Genomic DNA, 12,834 nt, shown 5'->3' with positions numbered 1-12,834 from the left:
ATGACTCGCCTGCTCGAATGTCTCACCCCCTGCGGCCCCGTGGTCGATCCCAAGGCCGCCGAGCGGGCGCACGAGGCGATCGGCAAGCGAGTCGGCGAGGCCGCCCCCCTGGTCGAGGCCGCCTGGCCGGCCTTGGCGCCGGTGTTCGCCGCCTCGTCCTATCTGGCGGGCCTGGCGCGACGCGACGGCAAGCGCCTGCCGCTGATCCTGGACAGCGACCCGCAAGAGCGCCTGGCGCAAATCCTCACCGCCGCCGAGGCCGTGGCGTCCGAGCCCGATTTCGAGACCGCCCGCAAGGCCCTGCGCGAGCTGAAGGCCGACCTGCACCTGCTGACCGCGCTGGCCGACCTGGGCGGCGTCTGGGACCTGGACGCGGTGACCGGCGCCCTGACCCGCTTCGCCGATGCGACCCTGCACGCGTCCCTCGCCCAGGCCGTGCGGCTGGAGGTGGCGCGCGGCGCCCTGACCCATGTCGGCGAGGGGGCGGACGGTCCCGCGCCGGGCCTGTTCTGCATCGCCATGGGCAAGCACGGCGCCTTCGAGTTGAACTACTCCAGCGACATCGATTTCTCGATCTTCTACGAACCCGAAGCCCTGCCGGTGGCGCAGGGCGTCGAGCCCCAGGGCGTGGCGGTGCGCATCGCCAATCACCTGGGACGCCTGCTGCAGGAGCGCACGGCCGACGGCTACGTCTTCCGCATCGACCTGCGCCTGCGCCCCGATCCCTCGTCGACCCCGCCGGCCATGCCTATCGACGCGGCCTTGGACTACTACGAGAGCGTCGGCCAGAACTGGGAGCGCGCGGCCCACATCAAGGCGCGAATCTGCGCCGGCGACTTCGCGCGGGGCGAGGCTTTCCTGGCCGAGCTGCAGCCGTTCATCTGGCGCAAGAACCTCGACTTCGCGGCCATCGCCGACATCCACTCGATCAAGCGCCAGATCCACGCCTACAAGGTGGACGAGCGCCTGACCGCCAAGGGCGCCGATCTCAAGCTCGGTCGCGGCGGCATCCGCGAGATCGAGTTCTTCGTCCAGACCCAGCAGCTGATCCTGGGCGGCCGCCAGCCGGACCTGCGCAGCCCCCGCACCCTGGACGCCCTGGCCGCCCTGTCGGAAGCCGGCCACGTCACCCCCGACGACTGCGCCTATCTGACCAAGGCCTATCGCGACCTGCGCGCCCTGGAGCATCGGACCCAGATGATCGCCGACGACCAGACCCACAAGCTTCCCGAGGCCGACGCCGACCGCAAGAAGGTGGCGGCCCTCTGGGGCCATCCGGCCCTGCGCAGCTTCGACGCCGTGGTCGGCCAGATGCTGAAGGGCGTCAACCGCCGCTACGGCGCGCTGTTCAAGGGCGAGGAGGAACTGTCCTCGAAGTTCGGCAGCCTGGTGTTCACCGGGGTGGAGGACGATCCGGAGACCCTGGCCACCCTCAAGCGCATGGGGTTCTCCCATCCCGAGCGGGTGGCAGCCACGATCCGGTCCTGGCACCACGGCCACATCGCCGCCACCCGCACCGAGCGGGGGCGCGAGCTCTTCACCCGCCTGGCGCCCCGCCTCTTGGACGCGGCCAACGCCTCGGGCGCGCCGGACGACGCCTTCAACCGGTTCGGCGACTTCTTCTCCTCGCTCAGCAGCGGGGTGCAGATCCAGTCGCTGTTCCTGGCCCAGCCGCGGCTGTTCGAGCTGATCGTCGAGGTCATGGCCTTCGCCCCGCGCCTGGCCTCGACCCTGGCGCGCCGGCCCACGGCCCTGGACGCCCTGCTGGACCCCGCCTTCTTCGGCCCCATGGAGATGCCGACCGAGGCCCCGTGGGACCCGGCCGATTTCGAGGGCGCGATGGACGCCGCGCGGCGCCTGTTCCGCGACCAGACCTTCCGCATCGGGGTGCGGGTGATCAGCGGCACGGCCGGGGCGCGCGACGCGGGCGCGGCCTTCGCGGCCCTGGGCGACCTGATCGTGGGCGGGCTGGCGCCGGCGGCCCTGGCCGAGGTCGAGCGGCTGGGCGGCGAGTTCCCCGGCCAGGTGGCGGTGGTGGCCCTGGGCAAGGCCGGTTCGCGCGAGATGACCGCCAAGTCGGACCTGGACCTGATGACGTTGTACGCCGCCGACGAACCGGCCGCGATGTCGGCCGTGAAAGGCTGGGGGGCCGAGACCTTCTACGCCCGCTTCACCCAGCGCCTGGCCTCGGCCCTGTCGGCCCCCACGGCCGAGGGCACGCTCTACGAGGTGGACCTGAAGCTGCGGCCCTCGGGCACCAAGGGGCCGGTGGCGGTCAGCTTCGCGGCCTTCGAGGACTATTACGAGCGCGAGGCCGAGACCTGGGAGCTTCTGGCTCTGACCCGGGCGCGGGTGATCTGGGCCTCGTCGCCCGCGTTCAAGGCGCGGGCCGAGGGCGCCATCGAGGCGGCCCTGCGCCGGGCGCGCGACCCGAAGAAGACCGCCGCCGAGGTGCTGGACATGCGCGACCTGATGGAGCGCGAGCGGCCGGGCAAGGGCGACTGGGACCTGAAACTCACCCCCGGCGGGCTGGTCGACATCGAGTTCTCCGCCCAGTTCCTGCAACTGGTCCACGCCGCCGCCGGCGGTCCGCTGGCCCAGAACACCGGCGAGGCGCTGGTCGCCCTGCGCGAGGCGGGCCTGGCCGACAAGGCGGCGATGACCGCGCTGGAGACGGCCTGGCGGCTGGAGCAGGACCTGTCGCAGCTGATCAAGGTGGCGCTGGAGGACGGGCATGACCCGGATACGGAGCCGAAGGCGTTTCGGGCGCTCTTGGCCCGGGCGGGCGGGGTGCGGGAGTTCAAGTCGCTGAAGACGAAGCTGGCCAAGGCGAAGACCGAGGCGCGGCGGGCGTTCGAGGCGATCGTGCGCTAGCGGCGCACGCACTTGCCCCCACCTGGCGGCTTCGCCGCCTGTCCGCCCCCGTAGGGGGCGGAGGACGTGCGCTCCAAGTCCTCTTCCCCCTACGGGGGAAGGAGCGCCGAAGGCGCGAAGGGGGCAAGTGCGCAACATTACCCAATCCCCTGTAACCATTCCCCCTTCCAGCACGTATCTTCCTGGGCAAGCCTTGGAGCGCCCCCGCCATGCTGATCCGCCAAGCCCCCGACCTGACCGACAACGACGTCACCGACCACGGCCTCTATCTGCGCCGTCGGCAGTTCATCGGCGGGGCGGCGGGGCTGGGGCTCTTGGGCCTGGCCGGTAACGCCAGTGCGCGGGGCCTGGCCTACAAGCCGGGGTTCTCGACCACCGAGAAGCCGACCCCCAAGAAGGACATCACCAGCTACAACAACTTCTACGAATTCGGCGTCGACAAGGGCGATCCGGAGCAGAACGCCGGGTCGCTGAAGACCCGCCCGTGGACCGTTCGCGTCGACGGCGAATGCGAAAAGCCGGCCACCTTCGGCATCGAAGACCTGATCGGCGGCCAGAAGCTGGAGGAGCGCATCTATCGCATGCGCTGCGTCGAGGGCTGGTCGATGGTGATCCCGTGGGTGGGCTTTCCGCTGAAGGACCTGATCGCCGCGGTCCAGCCCACCTCCAAGGCCAAGTACGTGGCCTTCGAGACCCTGATGCGGCCGTCCGAAATGCCCGGCCAGCGGTGGGACACCCTGGCCTGGCCCTATCGCGAGGGGCTGCGGATCGACGAGGCGGTCCACCCGCTGACCATCCTGGCCGTGGGCCTCTATGGCGACGTCCTGCCCAACCAGAACGGCGCGCCGCTGCGGCTGGTCGTGCCGTGGAAGTACGGCTTCAAGGGCATCAAGTCGATCGTGCGCATCAGCCTGGTCGAACGCCAGCCGCGCACCGCCTGGAACGTGCTGGCCCCGCGCGAATACGGCTTCTATTCCAACGTCAATCCGGCCGTGGACCATCCCCGCTGGTCGCAGGCCAGCGAGCGCCGCATCGGCGAGTTCCGCCGCCGCGAGACCCTGCCGTTCAACGGCTATGGCCAGTACGTCGCCGACCTCTATCGCGGCATGGACCTGCGGGCGAACTTCTGATGGCGCGGGACGAACGCAAGCGTCCCTCCAAGACGCGCGACAACCTGGTCTACGCCGCCGTCTGGCTGGCCTGTTTCGCGCCGCTGGTCTGGTTGGCCTGGCGGGGCTTCAGCGGCGACCTGGGCGCCAATCCCATCGAGGCCCTGATCCGCCAGATCGGTGTCTGGGGCCTGCGCCTGCTGCTGGTGGGCCTGGCGATCACCCCGGCCGCGCGCATCCTGAAGAAGCCGCGCCTGGTGCGCTTCCGCCGGACCGTCGGCCTGTTCGCCTTCGCCTACATCTGCCTGCACCTGCTGACCTATATCGGCGTGGACCTGTTCTTCGACTGGAACCAGCTGTGGAAGGACATCCTCAAGCGGCCCTTCATCACCCTGGGGATGGCCGCCTTCGTGCTGCTGATCCCGCTTGCCGTGACCTCGACCAACGGCATGATCCGCCGCCTGGGCCGGGCGACCTGGCAGCGCCTGCACTGGCTGATCTACCTGATCGTCCCGCTGGGCGTGGCCCACTACTACCTGCTGGTGAAGGCCGACCACCGACCGCCCCTGGTCTATGCGGCGGTGTTCGCCGTGCTGATGGGCTGGCGGGTGTGGGATGCGTGGAAACGCGCGAAAATCAGCCAACATCCCGGCGAAGGCCGGGATCTAAGCTGGCGATCCAGATGATGCTCGGAGCCAGGAACCGTCAATGCCGCTTGGGTCCCGGCCTTCGCCGGGATGTTGAAATATTTGGGAGCTTCAGAACAGCTCCGCCTCCGGGTCCCGCGTCTGATCGCGCTTCCACCATCCGCCCAGTTTGGCGCCGCCGCACGGGCCCTTCTGGGTGATCGTCACCTCGTCGGCCTTGAAGGCCGCGTCCAGGCGGCAGGCGTCGGGGCCCGCGCCGGTCAGGGGGAAGCTGACCACGTCCTGGCCCACGGCCACCTTCACAGGCTGGGTGTCGTCGGTGAAGCCCTGGGTCGCGTTCGGATCGCCCAGCATGTAGCCGAGGTTCAGCCCCGTCGGCATGGCCTTGAGGCTGATCATGTCGGCCCCGCGCACATAGACGCCGCTCAGCCGGAAGCCCGGGCTCCTCAGCACCGCGATGCGGTCGGCGTGGATCGTGCGCAGGCAGGGCAGGGCGGAGGCGTCGTCGACGCACAATATGCCGCCCCCGCTCACCTCGGGCGGCTCCAGGGCGCGCGAGCCCACCCAGCCGCGCTGGTTCAGCTTCACATAGGCGGCGATCTGGCCGTCCCAGAGCTTCAGCGCCTCGCCATAGGCCTTGGCCAGATCCTCGTCCTGGCGGGAGAGCTGCGGGTCCTTGCAGATCAGCTTCTCGACCTTGGTGCGGGCCTTGGCGCAGTCGAAGCTGGCCGCGCCGGCGGGCAGCGCCAGGGCCAGCAGGACGAAGCCGGCGAGCGCGGCGAACAGACGGGTCCCAAAAAAGGTCATTGCGCCTCCGACAGATAGGGCGACTTGGCCGGGTCGCGGCGGAAGACGGTCTCGTCGGTGCCCATCCGGCAGGCTTGCGTCTTGGGCGCCGACAGGGTGGCGGTGTCCTGGGTGAAGGTCAGGACACGCGGGCAGCCGGCGTCCTCGAAGGCCAGCCTGCCCGAGGCGTCGACCGTGCCTTCGGCCTGCAGCAGCATGTTCCCGGCCGAGTTGGGACAGATGTAGAGCTCGACCCCGATCCCGGCGTCCGGATAGTTCTGGGCCACGTCCAGATAGACCCCGTCGCCGGGACAGCGCCCGGCGACGTAGCGGCCCATCCATTTGAGGCTGGGATGGGTGAGGAAGCTCAGGCGGCGCTGGTAGTCCTGCTTGAGGCAGGCGACGTCGCCCTTGCAGATCGTGTCGCGGTCCTTCAGCCAGCCGCGCTGCTCGGTGCGCAGATAGACGGACCAGTTCCCGGCCGGCCACAGGCCCTGGGCGCTCTTGAAGGCGGCGGCGACCTGCTCGTCGAGCTTGGACAGGCCCGCGTCCTTGCAGATCGCCTTCTCGGTGGCCGTACCCGCCTTGGCGCAGTCGAAGCTGGCGGCGGCGGACGGAGACGCCAGGGCAAGGCAGAGCAGGGCCAGAGACCCCAGCCAACACGCGACACGGATCATCGGAAGTCTCCCAGCGACGCGGGAGCAACCTAACCGAGAACGTCGTTATCCGGTAGGCGCCGAGGCCCTACTTCGCCGCCGTCTGCTTGGCCGCGTAGTCCTGGGCCTGGCGGACGATGCGCAGCACGTTGCCGCCCCAGATGGCGGCCACGTCGGCGTCGGTGTAGCCGGCAGCCTTCAGGCGGGCGGTGACCTTGGGCAGGTCGGCCACGTCCTCGAAGCCGATCACCCCGCCGCCGCCGTCCCAGTCGGCGCCGATGCCCACGTGCTCGGGTCCCACCAGCTTCAGGGTGTGGGTGAGGCTGGCCATGAAGTCCTCGAAGCTGGCGCGGACCGGCGGGAACTTGGCGTCCACCTCGGCGCGCTTCTTCAGATAGGCGACCATCTGGGCCTCGGTCGCCGTCTCGCTGTCGGGCGCCTCGCCCAGGGCCTTGATCGCCGCGGCGCGCTCGGGGCTGGCCTTGGTGTCCTTCAGATAGACCGAGTTGATGCAGATCACCCCGCCGGCGTCGGCGATCTTCTTCAGGCGCTCGTCGTCCAGATTGCGGGCGTGGTTGTAGATCGCCTTGGCGCCCGAGTGCGAGGCGATGATCGGGACCTTCGACAGCTGGACGGCCTGGTCGACCACGTCGTCCGACGCGTGGCTGACGTCGATCAGGATTCCCAGGCGGTTGGCCTCGGCCAGCCAGCGCAGGCCCAGCGGCGAGAAGCCGTGCCAGATCGGCTTGTCGGTGGAGCTGTCGGCGAACTGGTTGTTGCGGAAGTGCACCGGCCCGGCCATGCGCACGCCGGTGGCGTAGAAGGTCTGCATCAGGGTGAGGTCCTCACCCAGCGGCCAGCTGTTCTCGATGCTCTGGAAGACGAACTTCTTGCCGGCCTTGTTGATCCGCTCGGCGTCGTCGGCGGTGTAGGCCAGTTCGAACTTGTCGCCGTGGGCCGCGACCATCTCGCGGATCTCCGTGGCGCGGTTGAGCGCGAAGTCGCGGGCGCCGCGATAGCCTTCGGCGGTCAGCGGGCCCTGGGTGGTGTAGATCACGAAGAACCCGCCATCCAGGCCGCCGGCGTTCATGCGCGGCAGGTCCACCTGGGTGCCGTCCTCGGTGACCACGTGGCGGTCCAGCATGCTCCAGCCCTCGCGGGCGAAGTGCTCGGGGGTGTCCAGGTGGGTGTCGAGGGTCAGCACCTTCTCGTGCACGGCGCGGTCGGCCTTGGAGACCGGGGCGTCGGCGGCGTGAGCGGCGGTGGCGAGCAGGGCGGCGGAGCCGAGCAGGGCGGTCAGCAGGCGGGACATCTTGGCTCCGAAGCGGAAAACGGCACTGCGGCCACGCTCGGGGATCGGAGCGGCGGGGTCAAGGTGAAGGCGCACTCACTTGCCCCCACCCGACCGCTTCGCGGTCTGTCCGCCCCCGTAGGGGGCGGAGGACAAAACCGCGTCCTCTTCCCCCTACGGGGGAAGGAGGGCCGAAGGCCCGAAGGGGGCAAGTGCCGACCTAGTAGAACGCTCCGTAGATCACGTCCGCGATCCGGCCGGTGCGGGTCTCGACCAGCAGGAGGTCGGGTCCGTAGCGCACCCAGCGATAGCCCCACGGCGGGCCTTCCAGTCCCATCCGCCAATAGTCCTCGTAATAGTAGGTCGAGCTGAGGAACAGCGACGGCAGGACCACGCCGATGGTCCAGCGGCGATAGCGATAGCCCGGCGGATAGCGCCAGCGCGGGCCGGGCACGGGGCGGAAGCCGGGCGGGCGGCCGGCGCCGGGATGGTGCGGACCCATGGGCGGCGGGGGACGCGGCCCGGGCGGCGGGCGATGGCCGCCGCCGCCGGAGGGCGGGCGCGGCGGGGGCGGCTTGGGCGAAGGGCCAGGACCGGGGCCGGGCGGACGTCCGCCGCCGCCGCTAGGCGGGCGTGGGCCGCCGCCGGGAGGGCCGCCTTGGCCGCCGTGGTTCCCGCCATGTTGGCCGCCGCCCTGACCGCCTCCGGGCGGACGGCCGCCGGGCGGTCCGCCCTGCTGGGCCGAGGCGACGCCGGGAACCAGCAGTCCCAAGGCCGAGGCGACGAAAAGACGGCGATCCATGACCCACTCCCACACAGCCGCGCTTTGACGCGTTCACTCGTGAACGCGCGGCGAGCGGCGCCGGTTCAACGGACCTAGATCAGCCCCAGCGCCTTGAAGCTGGCCACGCCCTCGCGGCCCACCACCAGGTGGTCGTGGACGTTGATCTTCAGCGCCTTGCCGGCCTCGACGATCTGCTTGGTCATGTCGATGTCTGGCCGCGACGGGGTGGGGTCTCCACTGGGGTGGTTGTGCAATAGGATTATGTTGGAGCTGGAGAGCTCCAGCGCCCGGCGCATCACCTCGCGCGGATAGACCGGGGCGTGGTCGACCGTGCCGTGGTTGAGGATCTCGTCGGCGATCAGCTGGTTCTTGTTGTCCAGGAACAGCACCCGGAACTGCTCGCGCGGCTCGTTGGCCAGGGCGACGCGGACATAGCCCAGCAGCGCCGTCCAGGACGAGATCACCGGCCGCTTGGCGATCTTGTCGCGACCGGCGCGCAGGGCCGCCTCGTGCAGCAGCTTGATGTCGATGGCGGCCGTCTCGCCCACGCCCTTGACGGTCTTCAGCTCCTCGATGGACGCCGAGATCGCCGCCCCGAACGAGCCGAACCGCGCCAACAGGGCCTTGGCCATCGGCTTGACGTCGCCGCGCGCGAAGGTGCGGAAGAGGTAGAGCTCCAGGAGCTCGTAATCGGGCAGGGCGGCCAGGCCGCCGGCCACGGCCCGCTTGCGCAGGCGCTCGCGGTGGCCGAGGTGATGGGCGGCGGGAGAGGGGCGCTCGGCCAGGCCCGGCGTCAGGGCCGGTGTCGGGGCCGGCGCATCCCCGGCGTTCTCTTCCCGCGCGCCCTCTTCCCGCGAGAGCTGCGCCCGCAATGACCTGCCGCTGACCATCGAGCCCCCATGCGCGAGAGTCGATTAGGTCAGATCAATTGAGGGTTGTCGAGAGGGCTTCAGCCCCCCAGGATCGCCGGCTGGAACAGGCCGGCCGGCGAGGCGGTGAACACCTCGTAGCCGTCCTCGGTCACGCCGATGGAGTGCTCGCACTGGGCCGACAGCGACTTGTCGCGGGTCACCGCCGTCCAGCCGTCGCCCAGCACCTTCACGGCCGGCTTGCCCAGGTTCACCATCGGCTCGACGGTGAAGAACATGCCCGGCTTCAGCACCGCGCCCTGGCCGGGGCGGCCGAAGTGCAGGATGTTCGGCGCGTCGTGGAACACCTTGCCCAGGCCGTGACCGCAGAAGTCGCGCACCACGCTGCAGCGCTGGGCCTCGACATACGACTGGATGGCGTAGCCGATGTCGCCCAGGGTGGCGCCCGGCTTCACGGCCTCCAGGCCGCGCTTCATGCCCTCGTAGGTGATCTCGACCAGGCGGCGGGCGCGCGGCCCGACCTCGCCCACGCCGTACATCCGCGAGGTGTCGCCGTGCCAGCCGTCGACGATGGCGGTGACGTCGATATTGACGATGTCGCCCTCGCGCAGGTTCCAGTCGCCCGGAATGCCGTGGCAGACCACGTGGTTGCGCGAGATGCAGACCGTCTTGGGATAGCCGCGATAGAACAGGCACGCCGGCAGGGCGCCGTGGTCCAGGATGAACTCGCGGGCCAGCGTATCGAGGTGATCGGACGACACGCCCGGCTGGACGTGCGGGATCAGCATGTCCAGGCATTCCGCCGCCAGCTTGCCGGCGCGGCGCATGCCCTCGAAATCCTCGGGCTTGTGGATCTTGATCTGGCCGGTGCGGGTTTCGGCGGCGATCTCGAGGGTGTCGTCGAGGGTCATGGTGGTGGTCTCAAAACTGGCTCAAACGGGCGCGGCTCGGCGCGCCGGGTACAGGCGTCTTCAGGGCGTATGTCGCAACGATAGCACAGAAGTTCAATGTCGGCGCGGGGGACCGTATGCGCTGCCGTTGCCTCCTGTGAATTTACAAGCCTAATATCGGTCATGTCCAAGCTTGGAAGCCTGATCACACTGACGGTGTCGATTGTCCTGGTCGCGGCCTGCGGCGAAAAGCCTTCTCGCGCCGACCTGATGCAGGAGGAGGCGCGGCGATTGCTGGCGCCGCATTTCAGCAATCCCGTGACCATTCAGGTCGCCAGTCCGTCGGAAGACGGCACGGTGATTTGTGGCTATGCGCTCGCGGCCAGGCCGGGGTCAATCGCCCTGCCGATGGCCTTCGTGGCCCATGACGGCCGAGCGACACTGCTTGTCGAAGACCCCGCCGGCTTCGAGGCGGCCCAGCGTCGCTGCGGGCCCGACTGGGTGGCGCCCCGGATACAGCCGGGGGTTCCTTGACGGCGGCAGATCAGGTCTGGCGGTCCCAGGCGATGCGCCGGCTGATCCGCACCGCTTCCGTGCTCATCCCACACGCATAGACCAGCACCTCCACGCCCGCGTCCGCCGCGCGCTCCAGGCCCGCCGCGAAGGCCGGGTCCAGGTCGGCGCAGGCCTGGAAGGTCTCGCAGTCCTCGCGCTGGACCACGAACAGGGCCACGGCGCGGTGGCCTTCGCGGACCTGGGCGGCGAGGTCCTCCAGGTGGCGGGTCGAGCGGGCGGCCTTGCAGTCGGGGAACTCGGCCAGGCCCGGGGTGCGCGACAGGTGGACGTTCTTGACCTCCAGCCAGCAGGGCGGACGGTCCGGATCGGTCAGCAGGAAGTCGACGCGGCTGGCGGCGGCGTATTTCACCTCCGGGCGGATCGAGGCGTAGCCGGTCAGTTCCGGGATGACCCCGCCGACCAGGGCCTCGGCGACCAGCTTGTTGGGCAGGTGGGTGTTGACGCCCACGAGACCCTTGCCGTCCGGCCCGGCGGCCTCGACCAGCTGCAGCGTCGAGGCGAGCTTGCGCTTGGGATCGTCCGACCACGACACCCACGCCCCCTGGCCCGGCAGGTTCACCCCCAGCATGGCGCCGGAGTTGGGGCAGTGGGCGGTCACCTCGCGTCCGTCGTCCAGCACCAGGTCACAGAAGAAGCGCTTGTAGCGCTGGACGATCACGCCGCGCGTCATCGGTTGCGGGAGGAGCATGTCAGCCGCCCGCCGGTCGCATCGGGTTGAACACGTCCACCGCGCCGACGAAATGGCGCTCGTTGTCGGTGACCACGACGCAAGCGTTGGCCTGACCGATGGCGCCGATGATCATGTCGAGCGCGCTGCGGGGCGAACCTTGCCGATGACCCTCGGCCATGAGGTGCGCCCAGGCCTCGGCGGCGGCCGTGTCGAACGCCAGGACCCGTGTCCCGAACAGGGCCTTGGGGCCGAGTTCGCCCGCGTACCAGGCTTCGAGTTCACGGCGCTTGCGACCCTCGGGCTTTTGCAGGATGCCGCGACGGATTTCGGCGAGGGAGAAGGTCGAGATGTAGAGGTCGGAGTCGCGCTGGTGGACCATCCAATCCAGCAGGGGCGGCGAAGGCTCGGGCTTGACGACATTGCTGATGATGTTCGTGTCGAGCAGGTAGCGCGTCATAGATCGATATCGCGCCCGGCGGTGGTTTCGCGAGCCAGGTCGAGCTCCGCGCCTACCAGAGGGGATCCGCGGAGAGCGCGGAGGATGCCGCCGCGTTGCTCCGGCGAAGGCGCGATTTGCGCTTCGATGTCGGCCCTCAGGCGGGCTCCCGCCTCGTCATTGTGCGCCAGCCGCTTGGCGACGGCGCGCAGCAGGGCTTTGTCGGACTCCAGACCGCGAACCTCGAAGCGGTCCAGCCCCTGTTCGCGCAAGCGCCGCCTGTTGTTCTCGACGGCGCGTCTTTGGGCATCGGCCATGGTTCTCTCCTGACCGGTAATATAACCGGTCATGTGCTCGTCGCAAGTCGCCGGCATCGGTTGCGGTGCGGACGCGAGGGCCTTAAGTCGGAGGGAGACCGACGCGGACAGGACCAACACCATGACCACCACTCAAGCCAGGACTGGCGAGCGCGTGACGGCGGCGGTTCTGATCATCGGCGACGAGATCCTGTCGGGCCGGACCCAGGACGTGAACCTGAACGCCATCGCCAAGTACCTGGCCACCTACGGCGTCGATCTCTGCGAAGCGCGGGTGGTGCCCGACATCGAGCAGGAGATCGTCGACGCGGTGAACCACCTGCGGACCAAGTACGACTACCTGGTCACCACCGGCGGCATCGGTCCCACCCACGACGACATCACCGCCGACTCGGTGGCCAAGGCCTTCGGCGTCACCGCGCCCGAGCATCCGGAGATCATGGCCATGCTGCGCGAGCGCTGGGGCGAGCCCAACGCCGCCCGCCGCCGCATGGCCCACGTGCCCGAGGGCGGTGTGCTGGTGAAGAACCCGGTGCAGGGGCCGCCGGGCTTCCAGAAGGAGAACGTCTTCGTCCTGGCGGGCGTGCCGGCGATCATGCGCGGCATGCTCGACGACGTGGGTCCGCGCCTGCGCACCGGGGCGGTGGTGATCAGCAAGACGGTCCGCGTCACCGGCACCGGCGAGGGCACCATCGCCGCGCCGCTGGAGGCGGTGGCCAAGGCCCATCCGGACCTGTCGATCGGCAGCTATCCGTTCTTCGCCCCGCCGGACGTCTACGGCGCCAGCCTGGTGATCCGCGGGCGCGATCCGGCTGAAGTCGACGCGGCGGTGGAGGAGCTGGTCGTGGCGCTGGAAGGCGTCGGCGCCCGGGGGATCGAGCGGGTGGAGGCGGGGGCAGCTTAGCGCACTTCCGCTCATCCCGGCGAAT

At 69.8% G+C, this 12,834-nt stretch carries 14 protein-coding genes; 5 read left to right on the top strand and 9 right to left on the bottom strand.

The annotated features are described in order from the left end of the window. The 3 genes from AC07OA_RS00375 to msrQ all read left to right on the top strand — a co-directional run bounded on the left by AC07OA_RS00375 (position 1) and on the right by msrQ (position 4,669). A complete protein-coding gene (locus AC07OA_RS00375) occupies positions 1–2,874 on the top strand; it encodes a bifunctional [glutamine synthetase] adenylyltransferase/[glutamine synthetase]-adenylyl-L-tyrosine phosphorylase (protein WP_494661775.1) in 2,874 nt (957 codons plus the stop codon). Positions 2,875–3,083: 209 nt separating this feature from the next. Then, positions 3,084–4,004 carry a protein-methionine-sulfoxide reductase catalytic subunit MsrP gene (gene msrP / locus AC07OA_RS00370; protein WP_494661774.1) on the top strand — a complete coding sequence of 307 codons (921 nt, stop codon included), beginning with the start codon at positions 3,084–3,086 and terminating at the stop codon, positions 4,002–4,004. Beyond that, entirely contained in the window at positions 4,004–4,669 is a 666-nt protein-coding gene (msrQ, locus tag AC07OA_RS00365) for a protein-methionine-sulfoxide reductase heme-binding subunit MsrQ (protein ID WP_494661773.1), read from the top strand. Before msrP ends, msrQ begins: the two co-directional genes overlap by 1 nt. Positions 4,670–4,741: 72 nt before the next feature. Here msrQ and AC07OA_RS00360 read toward each other — a convergent pair whose 3' ends face one another. The 6 genes from AC07OA_RS00360 to map form a co-directional block, all read right to left on the bottom strand. Then, positions 4,742–5,437: a lysozyme inhibitor LprI family protein gene (locus tag AC07OA_RS00360; protein ID WP_494661772.1), complete on the bottom strand. Its 696-nt coding sequence runs from the start codon at positions 5,435–5,437 to the stop codon at positions 4,742–4,744. Next, positions 5,434–6,093 (bottom strand): lysozyme inhibitor LprI family protein, encoded by a 660-nt coding sequence (locus AC07OA_RS00355; RefSeq protein WP_494661771.1) that lies wholly within the window; start codon positions 6,091–6,093, stop codon positions 5,434–5,436. The genes AC07OA_RS00360 and AC07OA_RS00355 overlap by 4 nt, the downstream gene beginning before the upstream one ends. Before the next feature lie 67 nt (positions 6,094–6,160). Continuing rightward, complete coding sequence (locus AC07OA_RS00350) at positions 6,161–7,384, bottom strand: dipeptidase (RefSeq protein WP_494661770.1); 1,224 nt, start codon at positions 7,382–7,384, stop codon at positions 6,161–6,163. A gap of 199 nt (positions 7,385–7,583) precedes the next feature. Continuing rightward, a complete protein-coding gene (locus AC07OA_RS00345) occupies positions 7,584–8,165 on the bottom strand; it encodes an RcnB family protein (RefSeq protein WP_494661769.1) in 582 nt (193 codons plus the stop codon). Positions 8,166–8,239: 74 nt separating this feature from the next. Continuing rightward, positions 8,240–9,037 (bottom strand): RadC family protein, encoded by a 798-nt coding sequence (radC, locus tag AC07OA_RS00340; RefSeq protein ID WP_494661768.1) that lies wholly within the window; start codon positions 9,035–9,037, stop codon positions 8,240–8,242. A 59-nt stretch (positions 9,038–9,096) separates the two neighbouring features. Beyond that, on the bottom strand, positions 9,097–9,927 hold the full coding sequence (gene map / locus AC07OA_RS00335; RefSeq protein ID WP_494661767.1) for a type I methionyl aminopeptidase: 831 nt from the start codon (positions 9,925–9,927) through the stop codon (positions 9,097–9,099). 162 nt (positions 9,928–10,089) lie between these two features. Here map and AC07OA_RS00330 point away from each other — a divergent pair, with 162 nt between their 5' ends. Further along, entirely contained in the window at positions 10,090–10,440 is a 351-nt protein-coding gene (locus tag AC07OA_RS00330) for a hypothetical protein (RefSeq protein ID WP_494661766.1), read from the top strand. A 10-nt stretch (positions 10,441–10,450) separates the two neighbouring features. Here the strand turns inward: AC07OA_RS00330 and sfsA are convergent, their stop codons facing one another. From sfsA to AC07OA_RS00315, 3 genes are read right to left on the bottom strand one after another with little or no spacing between them, the layout of a single operon-like run. Next, complete coding sequence (gene sfsA, locus AC07OA_RS00325) at positions 10,451–11,170, bottom strand: DNA/RNA nuclease SfsA (protein ID WP_494661765.1); 720 nt, start codon at positions 11,168–11,170, stop codon at positions 10,451–10,453. 1 nt (position 11,171) lies between these two features. Next, positions 11,172–11,609 (bottom strand): PIN domain-containing protein, encoded by a 438-nt coding sequence (locus AC07OA_RS00320; protein ID WP_494661764.1) that lies wholly within the window; start codon positions 11,607–11,609, stop codon positions 11,172–11,174. Then, entirely contained in the window at positions 11,606–11,905 is a 300-nt protein-coding gene (locus AC07OA_RS00315) for a hypothetical protein (protein WP_494661763.1), read from the bottom strand. Before AC07OA_RS00315 ends, AC07OA_RS00320 begins: the two co-directional genes overlap by 4 nt. Positions 11,906–12,026: 121 nt before the next feature. On the opposite strand from AC07OA_RS00315, the gene AC07OA_RS00310 reads away from it, so the two are divergent. Beyond that, the gene (locus AC07OA_RS00310) at positions 12,027–12,809 is read left to right on the top strand and encodes a competence/damage-inducible protein A (RefSeq protein ID WP_494661762.1); all 783 of its coding nucleotides are present in this window, start codon (positions 12,027–12,029) and stop codon (positions 12,807–12,809) included. Positions 12,810–12,834 lie beyond the last annotated feature (25 nt).

It is taken from the genome of Caulobacter sp. GW821-FHT09B08 (assembly GCF_059418225.1).
This window is presented reverse-complemented; position numbering and strand designations above follow the sequence as displayed.

Excerpts from the sequence above, each read along its gene's own strand:
- AC07OA_RS00375 (WP_494661775.1), top strand. The coding sequence starts at position 1 with ATGACTCGCCTGCTCGAATGTCTCACCCCCTGCGGCCCCGTGGTCGAT.
- msrP (WP_494661774.1), top strand. The coding sequence starts at position 3,084 with ATGCTGATCCGCCAAGCCCCCGACCTGACCGACAACGACGTCACCGAC.
- msrQ (WP_494661773.1), top strand. The coding sequence starts at position 4,004 with ATGGCGCGGGACGAACGCAAGCGTCCCTCCAAGACGCGCGACAACCTG.
- AC07OA_RS00360 (WP_494661772.1), bottom strand. The coding sequence starts at position 5,437 with ATGACCTTTTTTGGGACCCGTCTGTTCGCCGCGCTCGCCGGCTTCGTC.
- AC07OA_RS00355 (WP_494661771.1), bottom strand. The coding sequence starts at position 6,093 with ATGATCCGTGTCGCGTGTTGGCTGGGGTCTCTGGCCCTGCTCTGCCTT.
- AC07OA_RS00350 (WP_494661770.1), bottom strand. The coding sequence starts at position 7,384 with ATGTCCCGCCTGCTGACCGCCCTGCTCGGCTCCGCCGCCCTGCTCGCC.
- AC07OA_RS00345 (WP_494661769.1), bottom strand. The coding sequence starts at position 8,165 with ATGGATCGCCGTCTTTTCGTCGCCTCGGCCTTGGGACTGCTGGTTCCC.
- radC (WP_494661768.1), bottom strand. The coding sequence starts at position 9,037 with ATGGTCAGCGGCAGGTCATTGCGGGCGCAGCTCTCGCGGGAAGAGGGC.
- map (WP_494661767.1), bottom strand. The coding sequence starts at position 9,927 with ATGACCCTCGACGACACCCTCGAGATCGCCGCCGAAACCCGCACCGGC.
- AC07OA_RS00330 (WP_494661766.1), top strand. The coding sequence starts at position 10,090 with ATGTCCAAGCTTGGAAGCCTGATCACACTGACGGTGTCGATTGTCCTG.
- sfsA (WP_494661765.1), bottom strand. The coding sequence starts at position 11,170 with ATGCTCCTCCCGCAACCGATGACGCGCGGCGTGATCGTCCAGCGCTAC.
- AC07OA_RS00320 (WP_494661764.1), bottom strand. The coding sequence starts at position 11,609 with ATGACGCGCTACCTGCTCGACACGAACATCATCAGCAATGTCGTCAAG.
- AC07OA_RS00315 (WP_494661763.1), bottom strand. The coding sequence starts at position 11,905 with ATGGCCGATGCCCAAAGACGCGCCGTCGAGAACAACAGGCGGCGCTTG.
- AC07OA_RS00310 (WP_494661762.1), top strand. The coding sequence starts at position 12,027 with ATGACCACCACTCAAGCCAGGACTGGCGAGCGCGTGACGGCGGCGGTT.